Raw genomic sequence first — 26,075 nt, forward strand, 5'->3', positions numbered from 1 at the left:
ATGATGCAGGACTACATCACCGTACTAACCATCGCCGGATCGGACGGCAGCAGCGGGGCTGGCATCCAGGCCGACCTTAAAACCATTGCCTTCAACAACTGCTATGGCCTTAGCGTCATCACTGCTGTGACGGCGCAGAATACCCTTGAAGTACAGTCAATACACAACATTCCGCCCGCCTTCATCAGCGAGCAGTTCAAGACGATTGTCGACGATATTCGCATCGATGCGGTCAAGATCGGCATGCTGGGCTCACCGGAAGCGGGAGAAACAGTCGTTGAACTCATTAAAAGCCTCGATGAAGTTCCAGTCGTCCTCGACACCGTTTTGCGTTCATCGAGCGGAAAATCGCTTTTTGAGGCAGCAACCATGCAGGTGATGAAGCGGCTCTTTCGTATCGCCAGTCTGATTACCCCAAATCTGCCAGAGGCGGCATTACTGACAGGGCGCAGCAAGCCGCCGACAACGCCGGCGGAAATAGAAGTGATGGCGAAAGACTTGCAACGGGAAGGCGCAAAATCTGTTCTTGTCAAGGGAGGACATGGCGAGGGAGACCAATGCAGCGACTGCTTGTTGCACGAGGGACGGTTCTTTTGGTACGCAAACCCGAAAATCGATACGCTCAACACGCATGGCACCGGGTGCACGCTCTCGTCAGCCATAGCTTGCGGACTGGCAAAAGGCTTGCCGATGAATGAAGCTGTAGCAGACGCTATCGGCTATACAAGAAAAGCCCTGCAGGCTGGTGCATCATGGCAGCTGGGACACGGAAATGGGCCTCTGGAGCATTTTCCCGGCCGGAGAACCGAATGCCGACCGGGAAAGAAACAATAAAAACGCTTTAGCGCACCAGGCGAGGACGGCGACCGATGGAGTAGTAGCTGATGCCCAGCTGCTCCACCATATCAGGATTATAGATATTCCTGCCGTCAAAAATTACTGGTTCTTTCAGAGAGCGTCTGATCAGCTCGAAATCGGGACTGCGAAACACCATCCACTCCGTCATGATGGCCAGCGCGTCTGCGCCCTTGAGAGCCTCGTCGGGATGCTCCACCAATAACAGATCGGGCCGGTCACCATAGATGCGGCGGGCCTCGTCCATAGCAACGGGATCGTAGGCTCTGACGGTTGCCCCCGCCTGCCAAAGCTCTTCCATGACCTTGCGGCTCGGAGCCTCGCGCATGTCATCGGTATTTGGCTTGAACGCCAGCCCCCAAATCGCAATGACGCGCCCATTGAGATCGCCGTCGAAATGGTCACGAATCTTTGAAACAAGGCTCAGTTTCTGGTCATCGTTGACCGCCTCGACCGCTTGCAGAATTCGCGAATTATAGCCAAGCTTTCTGGACGTGCGTTCCAGCGCCTGAACATCCTTGGGAAAGCAGGAACCGCCATAACCTACCCCGGGATAGATAAAGGAGAAGCCGATCCTCGAATCGGAGCCGATACCCCGGCGCACCGCTTCAACATCCGCTCCAGCCCGTTCGGCAATATTGGCGATCTCGTTCATGAAGCTGATCTTGGTGGCAAGCATGGCGTTGGCCGCATACTTGGTCAACTCCGCCGAGCGGATGTCCATGGCGATAAAACGCTCGTGGCTGCGGTTGAACGGCGCGTACAGATTACGCAGCAGTTCCTTGGTGCGCGGGTTATCCACTCCGACGATGATGCGATCGGGCTTCATGAAATCGTCCACGGCATCGCCTTCTTTCAGAAACTCGGGATTCGACACGACGTCGAAATCAATAGCCTGCCCCCTTTCTTCGAGTACTGTCCTGATCGTTTCGCGCACCAGATCGGCCGTACCGACCGGAACCGTCGATTTGTTGATCACGATACGATAATCCTCCATATTGCGGCCGATGCTCTCGGCAACGCTCAACACATGGCTCAGATCAGCCGACCCATCCTCATCGGGCGGAGTCCCGACGGCGATAAACTGGTACAGACCGAAATCGACACCGTCAGTAATTCTGGTGGTAAATTTCAGGCGTCCTTCACGCAGGTTTTCCGCAACGATAGTATCAAGGCCAGGCTCGTAAATCGGAATCTCCCCACTCAGGAGGCGATTGATCTTGTTCTCGTCGATATCGACGCACATAACCTCATTGCCAACCTCGGCAAAACAGGCGCCGGTAACCAGCCCTACGTAACCAGAACCGAATATGGTTATCTTCATGCATTCTGCGGTTTAATTGATCAGAAACAAAAACGATAACGCCTTCCGGTTACTACCGAAAGGCGAGGATTCAACCCTGTGAGATAAACCAATAGAAGACCAGCAAGAGACATGCTTTTCGGACATCGTTTATTCGACGACAATGATCAGGCATCGGGATTTTTTCCAGAACTCCGCCTCGTTCCTGATCAACAGAAGCGAGGATGTTTTGCCGCCAACGAGTTCATAGGAACCTTTTGTATGTGGGGTAATGACATGCAGGCGACTGACTGGCTTGTCAAAATAAATATCTCTTGTTTCGGTAATATCCACCTGCCTGAATGGCCGCAGATCAAAATCGTTGGCCAGAGCCGGCCGTGCGCCAAAAAATCGGTAAAAAGGGCCTGATGGAACCAGAATCCCTTTTGAGACGAGCTGATCGACGGTGCCGACGATGTAATAGGCCTTGACCATCTGGTCTTCCTGGTCACTGATAACCTCATCCATAACATCGACCGTGTTGGTCAGCCTGGCGATCTGCCGGTTCAGCTTGGCAATCTCCCCTTTCATGGTTCCAAGTTCCAGACTTTTCTTGTCCAGCTCCCCTTTGAGCTGACCGGTCATGCGATCGAGCGCTGCGATGCGGTATTGGGACTCGTGATTCTGCTTTTCAAGCGTCGTGACAAGGTTCTTGCTTGCCGAAAGCGTGGAGTCGATGAAGCGGATATTGGTGTTGATCTCGCGCCCGATCTGCTCGGCGCTCTTTGGCTTGCGCCCCTCCACATCTGACGAAAGCCGGACGACCACAGCCTCTTTCTGGCGAATCCGTCCAAGATTCTTCTGAACCTGGACAAGAATGGACATCATCGACTCGAGATGCTTTTCCTCCTCCTTTTTTCGCTCATCCCGGCTGCAAGAGGTGGACGTAGCAATAACCGCTCCTGCCAGTAAAATAACGGCGATGCGCCTGAAGGGCTTTAAAGCCACTCTATCCATTGTTCAACTCCATCTTTGGTACCATACCACTTTGTATGCGGCGCTGGCAAATGTTCGCATTCCGGTATAGTAACATTTTCGGCGCCATCAAGAAAGCAGCTTCTCGCGGGAACAACCCCGTCTCCGGCAAGATTTCCATCGTCAGTCACTCCCCGGTAAAACATGTAACACATTTTTTCGATCATGCCGCCATCGAGCGAGCCTTTATACTGGTTGCTGACGACCGAAACTATCTGGTACTTCTGAAAAAATTCAGGCCCGAGATGCTTGAAAATAAAATCTGTCTTGATTTTCGCGAAATGCTCGTGGGTATGAAATGGAGTGCCGAGCGTGACCAGCCTGCCGACCAAGCCATTAACAGCGTAAACATCGCCCTGGAACGGGCGTTCCAGCAGATAGACCATGGCAACCGTTCCGCCGCCGCTGTGCGCGACAATGGTGACCGGCTCGCCGGGAAAGCGTGAGGCCATGGTGCGCACCGTTCGATCCAATACCGCCATAACCCGGTTGGTCGAGCGCTCGGGCGATGGTGGAAACCCGATCCAGTCGAGAAGATTGACAGGGGCAATCGCAATCTTCTCTGCCGGTATCCAGGTTGAAAGGGCCTCCCTCATCACCTCATAAAGAGAGTCCCAGAAAAGCACTCCCGGAATGATCACTACCGGATTCTGTCTGACCTCTGCCATATTGGGCAACGCATCATGCATCAGTTATGAATCATGAACAGATGGTTCTGACTCCAATCTTTTTATGACCAGCGCCTCAACAGATCGAGGAGGAGACGGACACCGAAACCGGTCGCTCCAGATGCCTTTGATCCGCTTTTTGCCAGAAATGCCGGGCCTGCGATGTCAATATGCGCCCAGTGCTTGTGACCGTCGATGAACTTCTCGAGAAATTTAGCCGCTGTAATCGTACCTGCGCCGCGACCACCGGTATTGTGCACATCGGCAACGTCGGACTTGATCATCTCGTCATACTCATCCCAGAGCGGCATCCGCCAAACCTTTTCGCCCGAAGACTGGGCAGCCTCAAAAATACTCTCCGCCAGTTTGTCATCATTGCTGAAAAGTCCGGCCACCGAATTGCCAAGCGCCACGATGCATGCGCCGGTCAGCGTGGCTAAATCAATAATCACATCAGGATTATACTCCTTCTTGGCGTAGGTAAGCGCATCGGCAAGAATCAGACGCCCCTCGGCATCGGTGTTGCCAACCTCGACCGTGATACCTGACATGGTCGTGATCACATCGCCAGGTTTTTGCGCCGAGCCGCCTGGCATGTTGTCGGTGGCCGGAACGAGACCAACCACCCTGAGCGGCAAACCAAGGCTTGCGGCGGCTTCAACTGCGGCGATCACCGCAGCGGCTCCGGACATATCCGATTTCATCTCATCCATTCCCTGGGCGGGCTTCAGCGAAATGCCGCCCGAATCGAAGGTCACGCCTTTGCCCACCAGCGCAACGGTCTTTTTGGCCTTGCCTTTCGGCTTGTAGTCGAGAATGGCAAAGGTCGGCGGCTGCTCACTTCCCTTGTTGACGGCGAGAAGACCGCCCATGCCAAGCTCGGTGATCTTCTTTTTATCCAACACCGTCACCTCGAAGCCTCCCCGCTTACCGGCTTCGATGGCGGCATCCGCCAGCTCTTCGGCAGAGAGATGATTCCCCGGCAGGTTGACCAGGTCTCTTGCCCTGTTCTGGCACAAGCCAATAATCATCCCTTTTCCAGAACCCTTCTCAACAGCCTCAAGCCGGCTTCCGCATCCAGCAAGCACCAGTTCTTCGATATTTTTGGGCTTGTCGTCCTTGTCCTCCTCCTTGTCGAGTTTGCCGCTCTTGAGGCGATCGAAGCGATACGCTCCGGACAGGACGCCCTCTACGAGAATGGCTGCCAGTTCTTCCGGTTTCTGCTTCGACTGCTTGGCCCAATCATCGATCGGCGAGCAATCGAGAGCGAGAACGCCAAGATGCAGATCAACCGTCTTTCGAGCGACGGAATCGGCAGCCTTGCGATAATCTTCGGCGGTTTTGCCTTCGCCGACACCGGCAAGAATCACCCTCGAAGCCTCTTTGCCAGAGGTCTGCCGGTACAGCATCGCAATCTCGCCAGCAGAAGCCTTGAAGTCACCATCGGGACTCGCAACGACACCCAGACCCGCGAGAACTTTCCCCGCATCGCGTTTCATCTCTTTCTTGCTGAAGAACTGAACAAGAATATCGGCAGTGACCAGGCCGCTCTCTTTAGCCGTAACAGTACATTTCATGCTTGCACGTAAATAGGAAATAATTGAAAAAATTAACTGTCCACCTGTTCGAGGGTGAACTTGCGGACATCCTCCAGAATCACGAGTTGCGCCTTCTCTGCCGACATTCTCAACAGGCAACCGGCAGCATTCATATGGCCACCTCCGCCGTGGTGTTTGGCCAACTGGTTGACATAAATCTTGCCCCGCGACCTGAAGCTGACCTTGCACCGTCCATCCTGCATCTCAACAAGAAGAACGGCAACCTTCACAGTCGGCACACTAAGAAGATAGCGAATAATAAGATCGGTGTCGAACAACTTGCTGCCGGTCTGTTCGAGCATATCCTGGGTAATGAAAAGCCAGGATATCAAACCATTCTCGATAATCTTGATGCTTGAAAGCGACAGGCCAAGCAGCTTGAGCGCCTCCGGCGTCAGGGCATTGTAGATGCGGTCGTAAACCAACTCCGGGTTGGCCCCTTTTTCAACCAGCATTCCGGCAAGTCGATAGGTGTAAGGAGTAGTTTTGGGAAACCTGAACGAGCCAGTGTCGGTCATGATAGCTGTATAGAGAGCTGAAGCCACTTCGACAGTAAACAGCTGCTGCCCGGTACGTAGCTCCAGGGCGGTAACAAGATCACAGACAAGCTCACCGGTCGAAGAAGCGTAGGTTTCGCACACCGTGATATCGGCAAAATCCTCCGGTTCGAGATGATGATCAACGCAAAGCACTTTGAGTCGGCTCATCTCCCTGGCGAACTCCACATGTGGCCAAAGTCTGCCGATACGGTCGTGCAGATTGGCATCGAGTACGACCAGGAGATCAGCAAGGAAAAACTCCTGCATGGTCTCCTCATCCCGGTCGCGAAAAAGGTTGATATCATGAAGTTCCTTCAGGAACAGATAGTTCGGCGGCACTTCCGTTGGATTGAAAATCGCAACCTCTTTGCCCAGAGCCTTGAGAGCGAGAGCAAGAGCGACCTGGCTGCCAAGCCCGTCGCCATCTGAATTTTCGTGGGTGGTAAAAATAATGTGCGTGGCTTCCAGCATCTCATCGATGACCGGCCTCCACTCTTCAGGGGTCAATGTCCGGCCATATTCGGGTATAATCATCAGCGCTGGAAATGGTTTGCGAAATACTCAACGGAAACGAACGTATAATACGGAAATAACCGGACGGACCGAATCCGATAATTTCAGAACATCAGCAGAAAGCAAAAGGATTTGCAATAACTGAACCTAACCCAAAAAAGAGGTGATCAGGCCGTCTGCACTTGCAAATCCGGCATATCTTCACAGAATTTCTCCACATTCCTGAGATACCGGGCAAAAGCCTCCCGGCCCTCGACGGTCATCCGGTAATTGGTCAGGGGCTTGCGGCTCTCGAAACTCTTCATGCACTCCACATACCTCGCCGCTTCAAGTTTTCTCAGATGAATACTGAGATTTCCATCCGTAGCTCTGATACTATCGCGAATGTCAACGAACGATGCTTCAGGGACGCTCATCAGATAAGCCAGTGCCGCAAAGCGAATTCTCGCATGGATAACCTTGTCGAGAAGCTGATGATTGTAATCCTTTTTGTCTTTCGATGGTTCCGGAGACATTCTTTCTTTTAAATTATTTCAACGGTTACTAAAGAGACTTGTGGTTATATATAAAAAAGTACTTTTTTTATCGATCAAGAGCAAGAGAAGCAACGAAATGGAAGAAAATGAAATATCAGAAGAGAGCCTGACCCAAGAAAAGGAAAACAACACGGCAACCTTCTGAACATCAGAAAACTGAGCAGGAAGGAGCTTACCGGACTCTTGACCCGTCTCGGAGAGCCAGCTTATCGCGCAAATCAGCTCCATCGATGGCTGTACAGTAATCAGGCTCTCCGTTTTGAAGAAATGAGCACCCTCAGCAAACAACTGCGTCAGAAACTCGCTTCTGAATGGATTATACATCCGGCCTCACTTGTCGGCACCGAAAGCGAAACGATGGAATCTGGTTCAGTGGCTGGAAACCCAACGGCAAAATTCCTCATCAAACTGGAGGACAACGAACTGGTCGAAAGTGTCCTCATCCCTTCGGAAGAGCGGATAACTGCCTGCATCTCCTCGCAAATCGGCTGCCCGCTCCGCTGTACCTTCTGTGCAACAGGCCACATGGGATTCAGAAGAAACCTCACGACATCGGAAATAACCGATCAGATATTTCTGCTTGAAAAAGAAGCGCAGAAGCGCCACAGGCGGGGGCTGACCAATATTGTCTTCATGGGTATGGGCGAACCGTTGCTGAATCTTGACAATGTGTTTGAGTCGATCGGAACGCTGACTGAAAAGGATTACCAATTCAGCATCTCCGAAAAAAAGATCACGATTTCAACCGTCGGGTTGCCCCTGGAAATGGACAGAATCGCCCGATCGGGACTCAAAACCAAACTCGCCATATCGCTGCACAGCGCCGACCAGCTCATACGCGAACGAATGATGCCAATCGCCATTGACATTACCCTCGACAAACTCGCCAAAGCGATAAACTCCTATAACACCATAACCAGCCAACCGGTTACGCTTGTCTACATGCTGCTGGATGGCGTCAACGATTCGCCTGAAGATGCCCGTAAACTGGTTCGTTTCGCAAAGAGAGGGTTGTGCAAAATTAATTTGATTGATTATAATTCTATCGTTACCTTGAAATTCAAGCCAGGTTGCAGCAGCTCGAAAACCGTGTTCATTCAACAGTTACTGGATGCTGGGCTGTTCGTAACCGTCAGAAAAAGTCAGGGTGCAGCCATCAACGCAGCATGCGGACAGCTGGCCACCCGGCCTGTGAGGTAATAACGGTTTGAAACCGAAGAAATATTTAACCGGCCCATCTCATGGATCTATCCTCTTTTCTTCCTTTCAGAGACGAAATGGTCAAGGTATATCACTGTCTGACCAACAATGCAACCCATACCTCCGAGAAACCGGTTTTCAGTGAGCTCAAGGTTCGCCGCTACTCCTGTCCGCTGGAAAATGTCTCCGACTTTATCACCAACAAAATAGAGGGCTGGGTTGGCTGGGAACTCAAGAGCCAGAAAACGGCGGTCGGCGGCATGAAAACCATCCGCGCAGAGGTCTCATCTTTTGCCCTGCTTGGAATGAAAATAGACGTCACGTTCGGGCTGGTTGAAGAAACCGACATCAACGGCCGTAAAATCACCACCGTCAACGGCAAAGCGCACACCAGGATCGACTCCAAAGGTGATCTCGGCGAAAGCCGCAGAATGCTCCGGATGATGCTGGCCTCACTCGATTTCGAGTTCAGACCACAGATCGTCCATGAAGATGAGTACGTTCACCGCTCCATTGACCCGAAAAACTCGAACGCAGCATTCCAGCAACTTTTCGATGAATCCACGCTCGAACATCGCCCGAGCACACCAAAGGCCAAGTCTATTGAGCTAAAAAACCGGTTAAAAACAGATAGAGTTCAAGTCATCCAAGAACAGTGGAGAAACTGTAACGGCCCCCACCTCATCTCCGGCCATACCAGTCGCTACGAACGGCGCACAGACAACCACTGCCCCGGATTCGGATGTCGAAGAGGTGAAGAAACCGGCAAAACCGAAAATTACCGTTATCTCCCTGAAAAAAAATTCATAAAAGGACTATCGTTTCATGAGAGTAATCCTGTTGGGCGCGCCGGGCGCCGGCAAAGGAACACAGGCACAATATATTTCTGAAGCTTTTGGCATACCCCAGATATCGACCGGCGACATGCTGCGCGCCGCTGTCAAGGCCGCCACTCCTCTTGGACTCGCGGCCAAAAAGGTTATGGATGAGGGTGGACTTGTTCCGGACGACATCATCATCAGCCTTGTCAAAGAACGCATAGAGCAATCTGACTGCGCCAATGGCTGCCTTTTCGATGGATTCCCGCGCACCCTGGCCCAAGCCGAAGCCCTGAGAGCAGAAGGCATCCATATCGACTCTATCATCGAAATCGCTGTTCCCGACGAAGAGATCATCAAACGCATGAGTGGACGCCGTGTCCATCTCGCCTCCGGCCGCACCTACCACCTCATTTTCAACCCTCCCGCTGTACCGGACAAGGACGACGTCACCGGAGAGCCATTGGTGCAGCGTGACGACGACTGCGAAGAGACCGTGCGCAAACGCCTGCAAGCTTATCATGAGCTGACAGAACCGCTCATTGGCTACTACCGCAAGCTCTCGATGAACGGCTCGGCTGACGCTCCGAAATACTCAAGAATCGCAGGAATCGGCACCGTCGAACAGATCAAAGAGGAGATCATCGCCGCCCTCAACGGCTAACTGCCCCGTGTGAATATCATTTAAAAAAAGCCAGTTTGAACCACTGGCTTTTTTTGATTATAAATAATGATTTTGAATGAGCAATCTTTTTCCTTGTCTCTTGCTGTCCTTTTCTTTCAAGCTCCTGATTACCGATGCGCGCGATTGTCTATGTAGAGCGAATCTATCGTGACGAGCCTTTTCGGCTGAGCATGCCGGAGGGGCTCAAAACGACGATTCAGCCGGGTTGTCAGGTGCTGCTGAACCTTGCCCGCCACAAGGCGTCTGCTTACACCGGCTATGTCTGGTCGCTGGAAGAGGCGGGCGATGGCGACATCGAAGGCGATGTGCTCGACCTGCTCAACGGCGGCGTTCCGGTGCTGACTCCGGTGATGCTGAAACTCGCAATGTGGATTTCGGACTACTATGCGGCCCTCTCCATTGAATGCCTCACTACCGCCCTTCCCGCCCCGCTCAGGAGCACGGTCGATGACGTGGTGGAGCTGGCCGGGTTCCAGCTCGAAAGCCCGGAATTACGAGTCAAAAGCACGGGGTTGCGCCGGAGCATTTTGAAAGCGCTCTCGGCTGAAAAACGGCTCACCGTGCGCCAGCTCCGCAAGCGCCTCGGGCGCAAGGAACTGTACTCAGTACTCGCCGAACTCGAACGCGCGGGGCTGGTCACCATCAGGAAAAGCTTTGTTGAAACGAAGCCAGCCACCGTCACAGCATGGCGTCTGGCGGCGGCACTTCCCGATGAACCCGAAAAGCTCATTGCGCGATCGCCCAGAAAACGTGAAGCGTTTGAACTGCTCGCCTCGCGCCCGGAGCGGCTGTTCCGCGCCGGAGAGGGCGGTATTTCACGAATGGTATTCAGCGGACTTGTCACACTCGGCCTCGCCGAAAAGACCGAAACCGCCGCGCCCTCTCGCGAAAGCCTGCGCTTCGACGAGCCGCAAAAGGAGATCTATTCCCTCAGTCCGCACCAGCAGCAGGCGCTTGACGTCTTGACCGAAGCGCTCTACGAACAGCAATTCCGGACATTCCTTTTGCACGGCGTAACCGGCAGTGGCAAGACGCTGGTCTACATCGAGCTGCTGCGCCGCGTGCTCGCCGAGGGCAAGACCGCAATTGTCCTGGTACCGGAAATCTCACTCACACCGCAGACCGCCGCCCGGTTCCGCCACTACTTCGGCGACGATATCCAGATCATGCACAGCGCCATGAGCGACCGCGAAAAGTACGACGCCTGGCAGCGACTGCGACAGGGCAAGGCGCGCATCGCGCTCGGCGCTCGCTCGACCATCTTCGCTCCGCTGGAGAACGTTGGCGCGATCATCGTGGACGAGGAACACGACGCGGCCTACAAGCAGGATCGCACGCCCCGCTACCACGCCCGCGACACAGCGGTGATGCGGGCCATGTTCGAAAACGCGCTCTGCGTACTCGGCTCGGCAACGCCGTCGTTCGAGTCCTACCGGAACGCGCTGGAGGGCAAGTACACGCTGCTCGAACTGCCGGAGCGCATCGACAACGCCCGGATGCCCTCCATCAGGCTGGTCTGGATGCCCGGCAGCCAGCGGGTCACACCGTCGATCTCGGGCGCGCTCTACGACGCCATCCGCGAAAGGCTCAAGCGCGACGAGCAGGTGATCCTTCTGCAAAATCGCCGGGGCTTCGCCGGCAGCCTGCTCTGCCTCGACTGCGGCCACACGCCGCAATGCCGCCACTGCAACATTCCGCTGGTCTATCACACGAGCGACCGGAGCCTGCGCTGCCACTACTGCGGTCACATCGAAACGTTCCGGCAAACGTGCCCCGCCTGCAAATCGGAAAATCTTTTCTACAAAAGCAGTGGCACCGAGCGCATCGAGGAGGAGCTTGGAGAGCTGTTCCCCGAAGAGAAGATTCTGCGGATGGACATCGACACCACCTCGACCAAGGACGCCCACGCCTCGATGCTGACCGCTTTCCGCGAAAAGCGCGCCCGCATCCTGCTCGGCACGCAAATGGTGGCCAAAGGCCTCGACTTTCCGGAGGTGACGCTGGTTGGGGTGCTGATGGCCGACATCGGCCTGAATCTGCCGGACTTCAGAGCCGCGGAGCGCATCTACTCGCTTCTGATGCAGGTCGCAGGACGGGCGGGACGATCGTCGATGCCCGGCGAGGTGCTGCTTCAGCTCTACAACCGCGACAACGAGCTGTTTCAGCACGTCATCCGCGCTGACTACCGCCACTTTTTCGAAGCCGAGATGGCCACCCGCCGCGAACTCGCCTACCCGCCGTTCACGCGTCTCATCAAGTTCGAGTGCTCATCGCCATCGGAAGCGGTCGCAGAAAAAGGAGCTCTAGCGCTTCGGGAACATTTGCAGCCGCAGGTACCTGAAGAGTTCGGTTTTATCCTCGGGCCTGCCCCTGCAGGCATCAACAGAATAAAAGGACGCTACCGATACCAGCTCATCCTGAAGCTCTCCGGGATCAAGCTCTCCTCCACTCTGCTCAGACAGGTGCAGTACGATACCCTTGGCGCATTAAGAGGCGAAAATCTGGTTATCACCGTTGACGTCGATCCGCAGCATCTTCTGTAAAGAGTTTTTTTATCGTAAATTCGATGCAATTGACGACTGTCACGAGTAATCAAGGCGATACGCAGAGCACAACGTTGAACCCGTAATCCGCAGATCATGACCGATTTCGAATGGAAAGGCAGTTACCTCGGCGAGCACAAACTCAAAGCCGCTGGCGTCGTTGCCGTGCTTTTGCTGAGATACCTCTACACCTCGCTTTTCATCTACGGCTTCGTCCATAAAATCATGCGCGGCTGGATGTGGAGCGACATTCTGACGCAACACTTCACACAAAGACTGCACGAGCTGCTTGCCACAAGCGCAACGCCCGGCTCCATCGAAGCAGGAATCGCCATGTGGCAGGCCTCATACCTTCAACACTTCGCCATCCCCATGGTCATGCCCATCGCCTGGATCGTGACCATCGGCGAACTGATCATTGGCGTCGCTCTGCTCTTCGGCGTCACCACGCGCATCAACGCGGCATTCGGCCTCTTCATGCTGCTCAATTTCACGGCTGGCGGCTACTACAACCTGACCATTCCTCCGCTGGTCGCCATTTCGATACTGCTCATCGTGCTGCCGACAGGCCACTGGCTCGGCCTCGACCGCAGTCTCAACAGGAAATATCCGGGTTCATTATGGTTCAGATGAAAGGCATTCTGGCAAGGTTTCCTCCTCCAGCAAAAAATGACATGAGAAAAACCGTTGCCTCACTTCTGGCTGCTCTGTTTCTCATGCTGTCGAACCCGGTTTCGGGAAATGCGGCGGCCAGAACGCAAGAAAATACCGAGATCGATGCAGCTGATCAGGCATTCAAATCGCTGCGCTACGAAAAAGCCGACTCGCTCTACCTCTCGATGCTTCAGACCGGGCAAGAGTCGGCAGACCTGTACTGGAAACTCGCCCGTCTGAACATCAGCATCGCGGAGTCTATCGACCCGGCAGAGCGAAAAAAACGGATACCTTTTTACAACAAAGCGGTCGAATATGCGAGAAAATCAGTTCAGCTCGACAGCAACAACGCCAGTGCACACACCTGGCTGGCCGCCGCTCTGGCCTTGAAAGCAGACAAAATCGGCGCAAAAGAGAAGCTGAACAGAGCCGCTGAAATCAGACGCGAACTCGATAAAGCGTTGGCGCTGAACCCGAACGACGATGTCGCCTGGTCGATGCTCGGTTCATACAACTTCGAGGCATCAAAAATCGGATGGTTCAGCCGGTTTATGGGAGGCACCTTCGTCGGGCAGATGCCCAAAGGCAGCCGTGAAGAGGCGGAAAAGGATTTCAAGAAAGCCATCAGCCTTAATCCGAAGGTCATCAGGCATTACCACGAACTTGCGCTTCTCTATCTTGAAGAGGATAAAAAACAGGAGGCCCTGAACACCTTGCGGATAGCCGAAACCAGACCGGTGCTCATAAAAAGTGACGAGAGACGGCTCAAAGAGATCAGAAAGCTGATCGACAGACTATCTAAAGAGATTGAGGAAAAGTAACAGACGAACCGTCGAAGGATCAAGCCTTCAGTAGCTCAGACAAATCTGTCTGAGCTGACCGATTTGCTCTCCCGCCAATTCAACTGTCGCCCCTCCCCAGCAGCGCCCTGACGCCGAGGTGGTAGCTCTGGACTCCGAAGCCGGCGATCACACCGATGCAAACGGCGGAAATCACCGATTTGTGACGAAACTCCTCCCGCTTGTGCACGTTGGAGAGATGCACCTCGACCACTGGCGTCCTGATTGAACTGATAGCGTCGCGCAGAGCGATAGAGTAGTGGGTAAAGGCTCCTGCGTTGAGCACGATTCCCGAGCAGCCCCCCCGGTCTTCGATTTCGAAAAGCTTTTCCAGCAGAGCGCCTTCATACCCCGACTGGAAAAACTCGAAGTTCACCTCCGGGAACGCGACGGCGATCCCCCGGTTGATCTCGTCGATGGTGAGACTGCCGTAAACTTCGGGTTCACGCTTTCCGAGACGTGAAAGATTCGGCCCGTTCATGATCAGAATGGAGGTCGCGCTCATGGTTGCTCCGGCTTTTTGGCTTAGAGGATATATTGGCTCAGATCCCGGTCGGCGACCACCTTGCCCAGCTTTTCACGCACCTGGTTGTCGTCGATAACTACGTTCCTGTCGATGGTACCATCCGTGACCATTTCGGGAATACCGAACATCAGCTCTTCGAGCAGGTTCGTCAGAATGGTGTGCAGACGACGAGCGCCGATATTTTCAACTGTTTCGTTGACTTTTGCCGCTGTCCGGGCGATTTCTCGAATCGCTTCGTCAGTAAACTCGAGATCGATCTGCTCGGTCTTGAGCATGGCACGATACTGCTTGATAAGCGCGTTGCGAGGCTTGGTCAGGATCAGGTAGAAATCATCCTCGGTGAGACTTTTCAACTCGACCCTGATCGGGAAACGGCCTTGCAACTCTGGAATCAGATCGGACGGCCTCGCTACATGGAACGCGCCCGAGGCGATGAAAAGCACGTGATCGGTTTTGACGACACCGTACTTGGTGGAGACGGCCGAGCCTTCCACAATAGGCAGCAGGTCGCGCTGCACGCCTTCACGGCTGACATCAGGGCCCTTGCCGCCAGCACCGGTGGTGGGGGCAGCAATTTTGTCGATCTCGTCGATGAACACGATGCCAGAATCCTCAACTTTGCGAAGCGCTTCCTTGACAACAGCGTCCATGTCGATGAGCTTCTGCACCTCCTCCTGTTCCAGATACTTGCGGGCTTCGGCGATGGTCATGCGGCGCTTTTTGCGTTTTTTCGGCATGCCGCTCATCAGATCCTGCATGATGTTGCCGATCTCCTCCATCTGCCCGAGTGGCCCGAAAATCTGCATCATGCCGCCCTGCCCGTCGCTGCTGACCTCCAGTTCTATCTGGCGATCCTCCATTCTGCCGTCACGCAGGCGCTCGCGCATCTTCTGGCGGCTTTTGCGGTTGATTTCACGTTCGAGGTTCTTCTCCCCGACCACCTCGGCGTCACCTTCAACAACCACGGCATTCTCTTCGTCGCCAACGTGTTCCGGTTCTTCGAGTCCGCTCACGGGAGGCAAAAGGATGTCGAGCAAACGCTCCTCGACAAGTAACGCCGCCTTTTCGCGAACCTCCTCCGACTTCTCGCTGCGCACCATCGCCACCGACTGTTCGACCAGGTCGCGGATCATCGATTCGACGTCACGGCCGACGTAGCCAACCTCAGTGAATTTTGAGGCTTCGACCTTTATGAAGGGAGCTTTGGCAAGCTTGGCCAGCCTCCGGGCGATTTCGGTTTTGCCGACACCGGTTGGGCCGATCATGATGATGTTGTTCGGCATGATCTCGTCGCGCAGCTCCTCGCTCACATTCTGGCGGCGAAGCCTGTTACGCAAGGCGATGGCCACCGATTTCTTGGCCTCTTTCTGGCCAATGATGTACTTGTCGAGCTGCTCAACGATCTGTGTCGGCGTGAGCTGCTCCTTGTCGATGAGTTTGACCGGAAAACCCTGAGGTTCATCCGGCTGGGTCATATCCTGAGTATCGTTGTTCATTGAGTGTCGTTCGGAATTTCATGAAGATGGAACCTGCTCCGGCATGGTGCCAAATTGCTGGTTCACAGGGTTTCGATGACAATGTGGTCGTTCGTGTAGATGCAGATATCGGCTGCGGTTTGCAAGCTTTCGCGGACGATCTCCTCTGCGGAAAGCGTAGTGTGCTTCATGAGCGAGCGCGCGGCGGCCAGCGCGTACATGCTGCCACTGCCGATGGCCACGATGCCGTCCTCCGGCTCAATGACGTCGCCCGTGCCGGAGATGATGAGGGCCTTGTCCTGGCTGACGATCGCGAGCATCGCTTCGAGACGGCGCAGGTACTTGTCGGTACGCCAGTCTTTTGCCAGTTCTACGGCAGCGCGGTCAAGCTTGCCGCTGTAGGCTTCGAGCTTCGCCTCGAAACGATCGAGCAGCGTCAGTGCATCGGCGGTGGCGCCTGCAAAACCGGCAATGAATTTGCCCTGATAGAGGCGGCGGATTTTGCGGGTTGAATGTTTCATCACGGTTGCGCCGAGCGTCATCTGGCCGTCGCTGCCAAGCGCAGCCTTGCCATCCCTGATGATGCCGATAACGGTAGTTGATCGTATCTGCGGTTTTTCGTAGCCCATGGAGTCGTAGTCGAAATAATGATTAACCTATTTTTTCCTTAATCTTGCAACTGGAATTTGCATTTGTTCACGGTATTTTGCAACCGTGCGCCGGGCGATCTTCACCCCTTTTTCACTCATCAGTTCCGCAAGACGATCATCGCTGAGCGGCTCGGAAGAACTCTCCCCCTCGATCAGCTCGCGAAGCTGCTGCTTGATGATCCTCGACGACAGCTCCTCGCCTTCGTCGGTCGATAACGCACCGCTGAAGAAATATTTCAGTTCGAACACCCCGAAACGGGTCTGCACATATTTGCCGTTCACCGCGCGGCTAATGGTCGAAATATCGTAACCGGTCTCTTCGGCGATCGTCTTCATCACAAGCGGCTGCAAATAGCGCGGCCCGTCGATGAAAAACTTCGCCTGCACCACCAGCAGCGCCTCCATCACCTTCAGCAACGTCTGCCGCCGGACTTGCAGGGCGGTGGCGAATTCATTGGCCCGCTGGAGCTTCTGGCGCATAAACTGCCGATCCTCCTTTGGCACCTTCCGCTTCGCAAGCACCTCTCGATACTCGTCCGACACTCTGACAGAGAGACTGCTCCGGTCATTCAGTACAGCGGTCAGCGCACCATTTTCGTAGGTGACAATGAAATCGGGCGAGATGTAGTGCCCTCCCTCATCGAAAAACACTTCACCCGGATGCGGATCAAGCGACGTGATCACATCGATAGCTGCTTCGAGCTGGCGTTTTTGAAGATTCAGCTTTTTCTGCAACCGGTCGAAGCGCTTGTTCATGAAGTCGTCGAACGCCTCGTCAAGAATCGTTCGCGCAATGACAACCGCTTCGGAATCGTGCTCACGTTCGTAGACCGAAAGCTCAACCAGCAGTCGTTCGCGGAGATTTGCGACTGCCACGCCGGGCGGATCGAGATACCAGATTTTCTGTTGTATTTGGCGAACCTCTGCCTCGCTGGCATCGATATCTGACTGCCGGAGTCCATCGATGATCACCTCCAGCGCTTCGGTCAGATAGCCGTCGCTGTCGAGGTTACCGAGAATCTCGGCGGCGATGAGCACCTCCCGCTCTCCGATTCCCTCCTGGAGCGAGAGATCGCGCAGCAACCGCTCGTGAAACGTGTCGTGCTGCACCGCCTGGAAAAAGCGCTCCTCGCCGCCCGAAGCTGCTCCGCCTGCCCTGCCGACAGAAACAGTCTCCCTGCTCCCTCCATCGGCCCGCCTCTTCATCGACGAGCGCTCAAAGCGGGACACCAAATCGAACATCTCCGTCGAATCAGCGGAGCCCACCTGATTGGCACCAGCCGCGCCATCGTCCTGACGACGCTCCTCGACCAGTTCGAGCATGGGATTGTCTTGTACCTCTTCATAAATCCGCTGTTCAAGCTGGGTCAGGGGCAATTGCAGCAACTGGCTGGTCATTACCTGCTGCGCCGACAACTGGGCGGTCTGGCGCTGTTGTAGCCTCATCTCCGCCATGATACTTCAGATAGATGCGACAAATTCCTTCAGGCTCATGTACCAGTCGTGTCCGTACTTTTCAACGAGTGGCGCTTCGAGGAAATCGATCAGCCGGACATCCTCTTCGGCTCCCTGCCGCCGGGCATCACGGCACATGGCGTGCTGTTCATAAACAAGATAGTCCAATCCGAACTTTTTTCGCACCCGGATCGGGAAAAGGCGGCACGATAAGGGCTTGGTCGCGCCGAGCTGCCCCGCCTTCCACGCCGTCTCGACTGCACAGAGCGCCTTGCCGTTTTCGTGATAAACGAAGACGCACTCACGCCCGTCGATGGTTTTGGTGTAGAGATTTCCCTGATAGAGCTCCGTACAGCCGTGGCGGCGAATGTAGCGAAGATTGCGATCCGGCAGCATTGAACGAAGCGGCTCAACGGAAGATTCGAGAAATTTCGCTTCCTGCTCGTCGATTGGCGCACCGAGTTCGCCCTCGACGCAACAGGCGCCGTGGCACAGATCGAGATTGCAACTGAACCACGCATCGAGCGCCGCGCGGTCAACGAGGACTTCACCGATGGAGACGACTGACATTTTCAGCAAGGGAGAAGTGGATGAAAAACAGGGGCTGGAAAATCTGCCTGAGCCTTTGAGGAGTCTTCACTATCTTTTTACTTTGACCGTTCAACGTATCTTCAACGGCGCATCGAGCGAGGAAGTTGCACTGAAAAAGCGACGCTTCCACGCGAAAGCACACTATGTAATCAATCGAGCCGAAACTTCCAACGCCGGAGATTCGGTGACAAAAACAACGGGAACCGCTTCATGGCCAAATCCACTGTTCGCTACGTCTGCTCCGCCTGCGGGGCGGTTTCGCTGAAATATCAGGGGCGCTGCTTCGAGTGCCAGAGCTGGGGCACGCTGGTTGAAACCCACGCCGATGAGCCGGACGCCAAAGTTCGCAAGAAACGCCCCACCGGCACCATGCCCGAGGTGCAGAACCTCGATGACACCCCTCCAGAGGGCTTCCACCGCTTGATGACCGGCATCGGCGAGCTCGACCGCGTGCTGGGCGGCGGCCTGATGGAGGCCTCGGCGATCCTCGTGGGCGGTGAACCGGGCATCGGCAAATCGACGCTGATGATCCAGCTCGTGCCGCGTCTCGGGGGCAAAAAGGTGCTCTACGTCGCGGGCGAGGAGTCGCCGAACCAGATTCGAGAACGCGCCCGGCGTCTCTCGATCAAAGCCCCAAACCTTCGCCTCGTCTCCGAAGTGGCGCTCGAACGCATCCTGGACGCCATCGCAAACGAGCAGCCTGAAATGGTGATCGTCGATTCGATCCAAACCGTTTACTCGACCGACTACCAGAGTTCGGCGGGAACGATCACGCAGATTCGCGAGTGCGCCGCCTCGCTCATCCGCGCGGCCAAGGAGCAGAACTTCATTCTGCTCATCATTGGCCATATCACCAAGGAGGGGTCGCTGGCCGGGCCAAAGGCACTGGAGCACATGGTCGATACGGTCGTGCAGTTCGAGGGCGAAAACTATCAGCGCTACCGCATCATCCGATCAGTCAAGAACCGCTTCGGCCCAACCAACGAAATCGGCGTCTTCAAGATGGAGGAGGACGGCCTGACGGAGGTCTCGAACCCGTCGGAGTTCTTCATCTCCGATCGTAGGACGGACGTGCCGGGTACCGCCATACTGGCCGGCATCGAAGGTTCGCGCGCGCTTATGGTGGAGGTGCAGGCGCTGGTGTCGCGCACCGGCTACTCGATGCCGCAGCGCATCAGCACGGGCTTTGATTTGAAGCGCATCGCGATCATCCTCGCGGTGCTCGAAAAACGCTTGCAGTTCCAGACCGCCGGGCAGGATGTATTCGTCAAGATCGCGGGCGGCCTGAAGCTGGTCGAACCGGCGGCGGATCTGGCCATCGCCGCCGCTGTCGCTTCCGGCTTACAAGACAAGCCATGCAGCCCCACAGCCTGCTGCTGCGGCGAAATCGGCCTGTCGGGCGAGCTGCGCGCCATCAGCGACGGGGAACGCCGCATCCGCGAGGCGGTGCACCTCGGCTTCAAGTCAATCGTGCTGCCGGAGTCGAACACCCGCGAGCTGAAGCCGTCGCTCAAAAAGCTGCCGATCAGAATGCACGGCTGCCGCACGCTGCACGAAGCGCTCGAAGCGATGGGAGTGTAAAGAGGAAGAATGGGAACGGCTCGGCGAGATGAATAGCGATACCAGGCAGGGTTGGACAGGCACGAGGCGCCCCTACAGGTTTTCTGCCATTTTGCCTGAAATGTCTTACATTAGAAGAGCAGAGAAGAGCAAGCATTGAAACGTTACACAAAGAAAGGAGATCACCGTGTTCAGGATATTGATTCACTGGCTCATCAGCGCTACGGCGGTGTACGTGACCGCCCACATGCTTCCGGGCATTACCATCAAAAGCTTCGGCGCGGCGCTCATCGTGGCGCTGGTGCTGGGCCTCGTCAACGCGCTCATCAAGCCGGTGCTGGTCTTCTTCTCGATTCCGCTCCTCCTCCTCACGCTCGGCCTCTTCATGCTGGTCATCAACGCGCTCATGCTGCAACTCGCCGCTGTGCTGGTGGACAGCTTCGGCGTGCAGAGCTTCTGGTGGGCCGTGCTCGGTTCCATCTGCATCAGCGTGGTCTCATGGCTCATGAACGCCGTACTGAACATCTGAAACTCCAGACAATCGACAGACGACCATGCAGGGAGAAGCACAGGCCCTCATCCTCCTCAAAGCCAACAAACTCAAGCTCCAGTCCGTGAAGTATGTGGCTGACGGGCCACATGACGTTCTCGTCAGGACCATCGCCAGCACCATCACGCCGGGCCTTGACCGCCTGCTTCTGACCAACAAACCGGTTTCGCACAAGGTGCTCGCCTATCCGGTGATGCCGGGCAGCGAATCCATTGGCCAGGTGATGCACACCGGCCCGGAGGTCACCAGCGTGAAAGAGGGTGATTTCGTCTATGTCTTCAAGGGCAACCGATGGATCGGCATTGACCCGTATTACGGCTGCCACGCTGAAGTGATTCCGACCTCCGAGGAGAACGTGCTGGCGCTCGGCCGGGAGCCGATTCATCGCGACCTCCTGACAGGCCTGGTGGGGTATGTGCTGAGCGCGATGGAAAAAGTGACGTTCGACCCTTCGATGCGGGTGCTCCTGCTCGGCCTGGGCTCGGTGGGGTTGATGGTATCGGAATACCTTCACTATCGCGGCATCCGCCACGTCGATGCGCTCGAAAACTTCCCGCTTCGCGGCCAGCTCTCGCACGCTGAAAACATTGGCATCGAGATCATCGATTTCACCGGCGAGTTCAACGACCGCTACGACCTGGTCATCGAGACGACAGGCCGCATCCTGATGGTCGAAAAGGTGATGCGCCTCCTGAAACCGAAGGGCAAGGTGCTGCTCATGGGCAGTTACGAGGTGCTCGGCTACGACTACCGACTGATCCAGCACAAGGAACCGGTCATCGTGTGTTCAAGCATCACTGGCAGACAGCATCTCATCGAAGCGAAGGAACTGCTCGAAACCGAAGCGCTCGAAACCGAAAAATTCTTCACCAACGTCTTCCCGGTCAGCCAGTACGAACTTGCCTACCGTATCGCCCTCGACAGCAAGGAGGCGATAAAGACAGTCATCAGCTGGATTTAGGGCGGAGAATTTTCATGGCGACAGCAGTAAAGCTCTCCGGAATCACCAAAACCTTCGGCAACCTCAAGGCCAACGACAACGTTTCGTTTTCGATAGCATCGGGGTCGATCCACGCACTGGTCGGTGAGAATGGCGCGGGCAAAAGCACCCTGTCGAACATTATCTACGGCCTGTTGCAGCCCGACTCCGGCGTGATTGAAATCGACGGCAAGGTGGCGAAATTCAGCTCAGCGAGGCAGGCCATCGAGGCAGGAATCGGCATGGTGCACCAGCACTTCATGCTGGTACCGACGCTTTCGGTGACAGAGAACATCATCCTCGGCAAGGAAGAGAGCCTCTTTTCGCTACCGACAAAGCGTATCGGCAAGGAGATTCGCCAGCTCGCGGCTCAGCACGGTCTCGACGTCGATCCCGACGCGCTGGTCTCGACGCTCTCGGTCGGTGAGCAGCAGCGCGTCGAAATTCTCAAGCTGCTTTACAGACGCGCCAAGATCCTGATTCTCGACGAGCCGACCGCCGTGCTCTCGCCGCCCGAAACTGCGCTACTCTTTGCCTCACTGCGCTCGCTCGCCGCCGAGGGGCGCACCATCCTGCTCATCACCCACAAGCTCAACGAAGTACTCGCCGTCTCGGACTCGGTGAGCATCATGCGCAAAGGGTCGCTCGTCGGCACGGTGCCTACCGCCTCGACCGGCAAGGAGGATTTGGCGAAGATGATGGTCGGGCGCGACGTGCTGCTCAGAACCGCCAATCCGCCGCAGCCTCCGGGCAAAACCGTGCTCTCGATTGACAAGCTTACCTACCGTTCGCCGCTTGGCATTGACAAACTCACCGGCCTGACGCTGCACGTGAGAGCAGGAGAAATCTACGGCATCGCCGGAGTAGAGGGCAACGGCCAGAGCGAGCTGCTCTCGCTGTTGTGGGGAACGTTCGACCGCAGCGGCAAAACCGGTGGATCGATCACCATCGACGCCCGGAAGACGCTTGGCATGAACCCGTCGGAAATCGCCGCACTCGGCGTTTCGATGATACCCGAAGACCGGCACAAATCGGCAATCATCGCCGAATACGGCATCGAAGAGAACCTGATCCTCGGCAGGCAACGCGAAAAAACATTCCATCGAGGCATCGGATTTGATCGTGACGCTGTTCGCAAAAATGCTTCGGCAATGATCGAGCAGTACGACGTCCGGTGTGCGGGGGAAACCAATCCGCCCATCGGCGCTCTCTCTGGCGGCAACCAGCAGAAGATCGTGGTGGCGCGTGAAATGGAGCGCCCCCTCCTGAAGCTGCTCGTGCTGGCGCAACCCACGCGCGGCGTGGATATCGGCGCTATCGAGCAGATTCACAAGCGCATCATCGACGCCCGCAAAAGCGGCCTGGCGATCCTGCTCATTTCGTCGGAACTCGAAGAGATCGTCGCTCTTTCGACGCGCATCGGCTGCCTCTACAAAGGCGCGATCCGCCACGAATTCAGCGAAACGGAGGTCAAAGAGGGACGCGACCACGAGTCGGGCTTCGAGAAAGAGATCGGTATGCACATCACCTGAAACCTCATTTTTTCGATGTCGAAACGCAGCGTCAAACCGTTCATCCCGGCACTCTCCCTTTTGTTCGCCCTTCTGGCGGGGAGCCTTATCATCGCCACCACCGGCAGTAACCCGATCGAGGTATACCAGAAGATGCTCCGTGCGACCTTCACCTCCGGCTACGGTATCGGGCAGGTACTCTTCCGGGCAACAACGCTGATTTTCACCGGCCTCGCCGTAGCGCTGCCGTTCCGGGTGCGGCTCTTCAACATCGGCGGCGAGGGACAGCTTCTCATAGGCGCTTTCGCCGCCGCCCTCTGTGGCATCGCTCTTCCGTCAGGCACGCCCGCGCTCGTCGCCGCGCCCGCGCTGATACTCGCGGCCAGCGCAGCTGGCGCCGGATGGGCGATGGTCGCCGGATGGTTAAAGGTTCGGCGTGGCGTCAACGAGGTGATTTCAAGCATCATGCTGAACTTCATCGCCCTTGCAATTACAGGTTACCTGCTCACCAACCGCTTCGCCGTTCCTTCGACCGTGCACACACCCGCCATCGTCGCCGGAGGATGGCTACCCGATTTCGATGCGCTCTTCGACCTCGGTTGGCACTCCCCCGCCAACCTGTCGCTCTTCATTGCCCTCGCCGTCACTGCCGGAGCCGCCGTGCTGCTCTACCGCTCGCGCTACGGCTACGATATGATCGCCTCGGGGCTGAATCCCGACGCCGCCCGCCACGCAGGAATCAGCACCAATCGACACATATTCGGCGCGATGGCGATGGGCGGCGCGATGGCGGGCCTGGCCGCCTCGAACCTCGTGCTCGGCTACAAACACTGGTTCGAGGCTGGTCTCTCCACCGGAGCCGGCTTCATGGGCATCGCCGTCGCCCTGCTCGCCGGAACCAACCCCGCCGGAATCATTGTCGCTGCGCTCCTTTTCGCCTGGCTCGACTATGGCGGCCTCGCGGTCAACACACTCGTGCCTAAAGACATCTTCATGATGGTGCAGGCGATCACCATCCTCTCCATCATCAGTATCCCTGCCCTCTTCAAAAACAGGCTAAAGGAAAATTGAGACCAAGGATGTTTCTGCAAAAAGGACAACAGTGAACATTCACGGTAACAATACTCGCCAGCTCAGGACAAACACGCAACTCTGCTTTTGCACATTCACCATTATCATTATTGCAGGTTGGTGAAATTATGACGAACCCTCTTTACTCTGAGCAGTTGAATTGATTATCTTGCATTTACATTGGGCGCAGTTTTTTATATGAACGCCCGGTTCCGGACGAAATAATTCATCGAAGAATATCTCTGAATACCATGGCTAAAAAATCTACCGCCAAAGAGGCGCCAGAAGTAACGCCCGAAAAAAAGACGGCTAAAAAAGCCGCTGCAAGCGCTGAAACCAAACCGAAAGCTGCAAAATCAAAACCCGCAAAAATAGCTGCACCAGAAGAGGCTAAACCCGCCAAGGCTACCAAGCCGTGCAAAAAAGCAAGCCCCAAACCAATGGCTCCAGAAACCCCTGCCGCAAGCCCGGAGGAAGTCGAAGAGCATATCCGGGTCGCCGCCTACTACCGCTGGGTCGAACGAGGCATGTGCGATGGAGGACATGAAGAAGATTGGGCTGAAGCCGAGAAACAGATTAAGGGATAATCACGTTCTCAAATCTGACAATGAAAAAAGCCATTCGTCGAATGGCTTTTTTATATTCAGGCTTTCTCAGTACTCGGCCGGAAGTTTCGTTTAACCCTTCGAGCGTTATTCAATGCCATCACCCATGAAGTTTTTCACCTCCATTACTGAAAGCATCAAGCTTCTTTTCGCAGGTATCTGGCTCGTCTTCAGGATCATCCTCGAATACTTCGGCATCATCAGTGACGGCAATGACCGCACCACCGGCATCAAGGACATGCGCGAAGAGTACAAAAAGGCAAACTACCGCTAAAAATCAAACAGCCGACCGGTCAATCACCTTTTCACAGAAGAGCTGACGGTCCAACGGATATGTTCCTGCACCTCCTGATCGCCAAACAGGCACAAAACCTTCAGTTTCCGCACATCTTCTCCAAACAGTGTCAGAGAGACATCCGAAACAAAGAGCTGATATTTCAGGATTTGCCGGATTGGAGTGGCACCAAATCAGCGCCGTTCATCAAAATCAGCGGCTGGCAAAAAACAGGCTCATCACATAGACGGAGTACAAACGCCACTTCTGAAAACGGAACGCGAATCGGTGTCAAAATGGATGCTACCGATACGATAAACAGTCCATTGAAGATGTTGCTGCCCAAAACCGTGCCGAGACTGATCTCGTCGTGCCCTTTGATTTTGGAGAAAATAATGGATGCAAGCTCCGGAACGGTTGTTCCCAATGCCACGAAGGTCGAGCCGATGATGAAGTCGTCAACGCCGAAATCCCTGGCGATGCCGGCTGCGGAAAAGACAATCAGCTTTCCGGCAATGATGAGCAGCATCATGCCGGAGATCGCTAAAATCCAGTACATCGCACTTCCTTTTCTTTTCGACCCGCCGCTCTTGTGCCGTCTGTGGTGAAGCGCCTGCATGACAACCGAATAAAGCCATGTCGCGAAGATGCCAAGCAAGAAGACTCCTTCGAGCCGGTTGAGCGTATTGTCAATCAAGAAAATTCCGGTCAAAACCGGCGCGATGATGGCTATCCTCACATCGCGCTTCAACGTTTCAGCTGCAACAGGAATGCCGGATATGAGCAGAGCGATGCCGAGAACAAGCGATATATTGATGATGTTGCTGCCAAGCGCGTTACCCAGAGATATCTGCGACTTACCGGCAAGTCCCGAGTTGACCGCCACGGAGAGTTCCGGGCTCGATGTCGCGAAGGCGGCAACCGTTACGCCGATAATTCCCGGCGGAATGCGCAGGGCGGTTGCTATGCCGACCGAGCCCCGGACGAAAAACTCTCCTCCGGTCGCAGCACAGGCAATGCCGGCCAGCAAGAAAAGATAGTCACTCATGTTTCATCTTCCTCC

Annotated in this window: 27 protein-coding genes; 15 read left to right on the plus strand and 12 right to left on the minus strand. The window is 55.4% G+C overall.

Going from position 1 to position 26,075, the window contains the following annotated elements:
• Positions 1-834 (plus strand): bifunctional hydroxymethylpyrimidine kinase/phosphomethylpyrimidine kinase, encoded by an 834-nt coding sequence (gene thiD / locus NY406_RS04960; protein ID WP_260633626.1) that lies wholly within the window; start codon positions 1-3, stop codon positions 832-834.
• 7 nt (positions 835-841) lie between these two features.
• On the opposite strand, the gene NY406_RS04965 is transcribed toward thiD, so the two are convergent.
• From NY406_RS04965 to NY406_RS04990, 6 genes are all read right to left on the minus strand, one after another.
• Positions 842-2,179 (minus strand): UDP-glucose dehydrogenase family protein, encoded by a 1,338-nt coding sequence (locus NY406_RS04965; protein ID WP_260633627.1) that lies wholly within the window; start codon positions 2,177-2,179, stop codon positions 842-844.
• A gap of 129 nt (positions 2,180-2,308) precedes the next feature.
• Positions 2,309-3,154: a biogenesis of lysosome-related organelles complex 1 subunit 2 gene (locus NY406_RS04970; RefSeq protein WP_260633628.1), complete on the minus strand. Its 846-nt coding sequence runs from the start codon at positions 3,152-3,154 to the stop codon at positions 2,309-2,311.
• Positions 3,136-3,840: an esterase/lipase family protein gene (locus tag NY406_RS04975; RefSeq protein ID WP_260633747.1), complete on the minus strand. Its 705-nt coding sequence runs from the start codon at positions 3,838-3,840 to the stop codon at positions 3,136-3,138. The genes NY406_RS04970 and NY406_RS04975 overlap by 19 nt, the downstream gene beginning before the upstream one ends.
• Before the next feature lie 62 nt (positions 3,841-3,902).
• A complete protein-coding gene (locus tag NY406_RS04980) occupies positions 3,903-5,417 on the minus strand; it encodes a leucyl aminopeptidase (protein ID WP_260633629.1) in 1,515 nt (504 codons plus the stop codon).
• Positions 5,418-5,449: 32 nt separating this feature from the next.
• The gene (locus NY406_RS04985; protein ID WP_260633630.1) at positions 5,450-6,511 is read right to left on the minus strand and encodes a DHH family phosphoesterase; all 1,062 of its coding nucleotides are present in this window, start codon (positions 6,509-6,511) and stop codon (positions 5,450-5,452) included.
• A gap of 146 nt (positions 6,512-6,657) precedes the next feature.
• On the minus strand, positions 6,658-7,005 hold the full coding sequence (locus NY406_RS04990) for a winged helix-turn-helix domain-containing protein (protein ID WP_260633631.1): 348 nt from the start codon (positions 7,003-7,005) through the stop codon (positions 6,658-6,660).
• A gap of 204 nt (positions 7,006-7,209) precedes the next feature.
• On the opposite strand from NY406_RS04990, the gene rlmN reads away from it, so the two are divergent.
• From rlmN to NY406_RS05020, 6 genes are all read left to right on the plus strand, one after another.
• Complete coding sequence (gene rlmN, locus NY406_RS04995; RefSeq protein ID WP_260633632.1) at positions 7,210-8,226, plus strand: 23S rRNA (adenine(2503)-C(2))-methyltransferase RlmN; 1,017 nt, start codon at positions 7,210-7,212, stop codon at positions 8,224-8,226.
• A gap of 41 nt (positions 8,227-8,267) precedes the next feature.
• On the plus strand, positions 8,268-9,116 hold the full coding sequence (locus NY406_RS05000; protein ID WP_260633633.1) for a hypothetical protein: 849 nt from the start codon (positions 8,268-8,270) through the stop codon (positions 9,114-9,116).
• Entirely contained in the window at positions 9,052-9,708 is a 657-nt protein-coding gene (gene adk, locus NY406_RS05005; protein WP_260633634.1) for an adenylate kinase, read from the plus strand. The genes NY406_RS05000 and adk overlap by 65 nt, the downstream gene beginning before the upstream one ends.
• 134 nt (positions 9,709-9,842) lie before the next feature.
• Positions 9,843-12,272 (plus strand): primosomal protein N', encoded by a 2,430-nt coding sequence (gene priA / locus NY406_RS05010; protein ID WP_260633635.1) that lies wholly within the window; start codon positions 9,843-9,845, stop codon positions 12,270-12,272.
• Positions 12,273-12,368: 96 nt separating this feature from the next.
• A complete protein-coding gene (locus NY406_RS05015) occupies positions 12,369-12,905 on the plus strand; it encodes a DoxX family protein (protein ID WP_260633636.1) in 537 nt (178 codons plus the stop codon).
• A 41-nt stretch (positions 12,906-12,946) separates the two neighbouring features.
• Positions 12,947-13,747 (plus strand): tetratricopeptide repeat protein, encoded by an 801-nt coding sequence (locus NY406_RS05020; protein WP_260633637.1) that lies wholly within the window; start codon positions 12,947-12,949, stop codon positions 13,745-13,747.
• Positions 13,748-13,826: 79 nt separating this feature from the next.
• On the opposite strand, the gene aroQ is transcribed toward NY406_RS05020, so the two are convergent.
• The 5 genes from aroQ to NY406_RS05045 form a co-directional block, all read right to left on the minus strand.
• Positions 13,827-14,270 carry a type II 3-dehydroquinate dehydratase gene (gene aroQ / locus NY406_RS05025; RefSeq protein WP_260633638.1) on the minus strand — a complete coding sequence of 148 codons (444 nt, stop codon included), beginning with the start codon at positions 14,268-14,270 and terminating at the stop codon, positions 13,827-13,829.
• Between the two features lie 20 nt (positions 14,271-14,290).
• Positions 14,291-15,766 (minus strand): ATP-dependent protease ATPase subunit HslU, encoded by a 1,476-nt coding sequence (hslU, locus tag NY406_RS05030; protein ID WP_260633748.1) that lies wholly within the window; start codon positions 15,764-15,766, stop codon positions 14,291-14,293.
• 83 nt (positions 15,767-15,849) lie between these two features.
• Positions 15,850-16,395 (minus strand): ATP-dependent protease subunit HslV, encoded by a 546-nt coding sequence (gene hslV / locus NY406_RS05035; protein WP_260633639.1) that lies wholly within the window; start codon positions 16,393-16,395, stop codon positions 15,850-15,852.
• A gap of 27 nt (positions 16,396-16,422) precedes the next feature.
• Positions 16,423-17,871 carry an RNA polymerase factor sigma-54 gene (gene rpoN, locus NY406_RS05040; protein ID WP_260633640.1) on the minus strand — a complete coding sequence of 483 codons (1,449 nt, stop codon included), beginning with the start codon at positions 17,869-17,871 and terminating at the stop codon, positions 16,423-16,425.
• Positions 17,872-17,877: 6 nt separating this feature from the next.
• Positions 17,878-18,441: a DUF3109 family protein gene (locus NY406_RS05045; RefSeq protein WP_260633749.1), complete on the minus strand. Its 564-nt coding sequence runs from the start codon at positions 18,439-18,441 to the stop codon at positions 17,878-17,880.
• Between NY406_RS05045 and NY406_RS05050 the strand changes: the two genes are divergently transcribed.
• The 8 genes from NY406_RS05050 (at position 18,425) to NY406_RS05085 (ending at position 25,012) form a co-directional block, all read left to right on the plus strand.
• The gene (locus NY406_RS05050) at positions 18,425-18,727 is read left to right on the plus strand and encodes a hypothetical protein (protein WP_260633641.1); all 303 of its coding nucleotides are present in this window, start codon (positions 18,425-18,427) and stop codon (positions 18,725-18,727) included. The genes NY406_RS05045 and NY406_RS05050 overlap by 17 nt on opposite strands.
• Positions 18,673-20,043, plus strand: a complete 1,371-nt coding sequence (gene radA, locus NY406_RS05055; protein WP_260633642.1) for a DNA repair protein RadA — start codon at positions 18,673-18,675, stop codon at positions 20,041-20,043. Before NY406_RS05050 ends, radA begins: the two co-directional genes overlap by 55 nt.
• A gap of 166 nt (positions 20,044-20,209) precedes the next feature.
• A complete protein-coding gene (locus NY406_RS05060; RefSeq protein WP_260633643.1) occupies positions 20,210-20,551 on the plus strand; it encodes a phage holin family protein in 342 nt (113 codons plus the stop codon).
• 25 nt (positions 20,552-20,576) lie between these two features.
• A complete protein-coding gene (locus NY406_RS05065; protein WP_260633644.1) occupies positions 20,577-21,533 on the plus strand; it encodes an alcohol dehydrogenase catalytic domain-containing protein in 957 nt (318 codons plus the stop codon).
• Positions 21,534-21,547: 14 nt separating this feature from the next.
• Complete coding sequence (locus NY406_RS05070; RefSeq protein ID WP_260633645.1) at positions 21,548-23,083, plus strand: ABC transporter ATP-binding protein; 1,536 nt, start codon at positions 21,548-21,550, stop codon at positions 23,081-23,083.
• A 15-nt stretch (positions 23,084-23,098) separates the two neighbouring features.
• Positions 23,099-24,133: an ABC transporter permease gene (locus NY406_RS05075; RefSeq protein ID WP_260633646.1), complete on the plus strand. Its 1,035-nt coding sequence runs from the start codon at positions 23,099-23,101 to the stop codon at positions 24,131-24,133.
• Positions 24,134-24,384: 251 nt separating this feature from the next.
• Positions 24,385-24,720, plus strand: coding sequence for a DUF2934 domain-containing protein (locus tag NY406_RS05080; protein WP_260633647.1), 336 nt, complete (start codon positions 24,385-24,387; stop codon positions 24,718-24,720).
• A 124-nt stretch (positions 24,721-24,844) separates the two neighbouring features.
• The gene (locus NY406_RS05085; RefSeq protein ID WP_260633648.1) at positions 24,845-25,012 is read left to right on the plus strand and encodes a hypothetical protein; all 168 of its coding nucleotides are present in this window, start codon (positions 24,845-24,847) and stop codon (positions 25,010-25,012) included.
• A gap of 163 nt (positions 25,013-25,175) precedes the next feature.
• Here the strand turns inward: NY406_RS05085 and NY406_RS05090 are convergent, their stop codons facing one another.
• Entirely contained in the window at positions 25,176-26,060 is an 885-nt protein-coding gene (locus NY406_RS05090) for a calcium/sodium antiporter (protein ID WP_260633649.1), read from the minus strand.
• Positions 26,061-26,075: the final 15 nt, after the last annotated feature.

The sequence above is a fragment of the Chlorobaculum sp. MV4-Y genome, assembly GCF_025244685.1.
Classification (GTDB): Bacteria; Bacteroidota; Chlorobiia; order Chlorobiales; family Chlorobiaceae; genus Chlorobaculum.

Coding starts and splice junctions, on each gene's coding strand:
- thiD (WP_260633626.1), top strand. CDS start 1: ATGATGCAGGACTACATCACCGTACTAACCATCGCCGGATCGGACGGC.
- NY406_RS04965 (WP_260633627.1), bottom strand. CDS start 2,179: ATGAAGATAACCATATTCGGTTCTGGTTACGTAGGGCTGGTTACCGGC.
- NY406_RS04970 (WP_260633628.1), bottom strand. CDS start 3,154: ATGGATAGAGTGGCTTTAAAGCCCTTCAGGCGCATCGCCGTTATTTTA.
- NY406_RS04975 (WP_260633747.1), bottom strand. CDS start 3,840: ATGGCAGAGGTCAGACAGAATCCGGTAGTGATCATTCCGGGAGTGCTT.
- NY406_RS04980 (WP_260633629.1), bottom strand. CDS start 5,417: ATGAAATGTACTGTTACGGCTAAAGAGAGCGGCCTGGTCACTGCCGAT.
- NY406_RS04985 (WP_260633630.1), bottom strand. CDS start 6,511: ATGATTATACCCGAATATGGCCGGACATTGACCCCTGAAGAGTGGAGG.
- NY406_RS04990 (WP_260633631.1), bottom strand. CDS start 7,005: ATGTCTCCGGAACCATCGAAAGACAAAAAGGATTACAATCATCAGCTT.
- NY406_RS05000 (WP_260633633.1), top strand. CDS start 8,268: ATGGATCTATCCTCTTTTCTTCCTTTCAGAGACGAAATGGTCAAGGTA.
- adk (WP_260633634.1), top strand. CDS start 9,052: ATGAGAGTAATCCTGTTGGGCGCGCCGGGCGCCGGCAAAGGAACACAG.
- priA (WP_260633635.1), top strand. CDS start 9,843: ATGCGCGCGATTGTCTATGTAGAGCGAATCTATCGTGACGAGCCTTTT.
- NY406_RS05015 (WP_260633636.1), top strand. CDS start 12,369: ATGACCGATTTCGAATGGAAAGGCAGTTACCTCGGCGAGCACAAACTC.
- NY406_RS05020 (WP_260633637.1), top strand. CDS start 12,947: ATGAGAAAAACCGTTGCCTCACTTCTGGCTGCTCTGTTTCTCATGCTG.
- aroQ (WP_260633638.1), bottom strand. CDS start 14,270: ATGAGCGCGACCTCCATTCTGATCATGAACGGGCCGAATCTTTCACGT.
- hslU (WP_260633748.1), bottom strand. CDS start 15,766: ATGACCCAGCCGGATGAACCTCAGGGTTTTCCGGTCAAACTCATCGAC.
- hslV (WP_260633639.1), bottom strand. CDS start 16,395: ATGGGCTACGAAAAACCGCAGATACGATCAACTACCGTTATCGGCATC.
- rpoN (WP_260633640.1), bottom strand. CDS start 17,871: ATGGCGGAGATGAGGCTACAACAGCGCCAGACCGCCCAGTTGTCGGCG.
- NY406_RS05050 (WP_260633641.1), top strand. CDS start 18,425: ATGGAGACGACTGACATTTTCAGCAAGGGAGAAGTGGATGAAAAACAG.
- NY406_RS05045 (WP_260633749.1), bottom strand. CDS start 18,441: ATGTCAGTCGTCTCCATCGGTGAAGTCCTCGTTGACCGCGCGGCGCTC.
- radA (WP_260633642.1), top strand. CDS start 18,673: ATGGCCAAATCCACTGTTCGCTACGTCTGCTCCGCCTGCGGGGCGGTT.
- NY406_RS05065 (WP_260633644.1), top strand. CDS start 20,577: ATGCAGGGAGAAGCACAGGCCCTCATCCTCCTCAAAGCCAACAAACTC.
- NY406_RS05070 (WP_260633645.1), top strand. CDS start 21,548: ATGGCGACAGCAGTAAAGCTCTCCGGAATCACCAAAACCTTCGGCAAC.
- NY406_RS05075 (WP_260633646.1), top strand. CDS start 23,099: ATGTCGAAACGCAGCGTCAAACCGTTCATCCCGGCACTCTCCCTTTTG.
- NY406_RS05080 (WP_260633647.1), top strand. CDS start 24,385: ATGGCTAAAAAATCTACCGCCAAAGAGGCGCCAGAAGTAACGCCCGAA.
- NY406_RS05085 (WP_260633648.1), top strand. CDS start 24,845: ATGAAGTTTTTCACCTCCATTACTGAAAGCATCAAGCTTCTTTTCGCA.
- NY406_RS05090 (WP_260633649.1), bottom strand. CDS start 26,060: ATGAGTGACTATCTTTTCTTGCTGGCCGGCATTGCCTGTGCTGCGACC.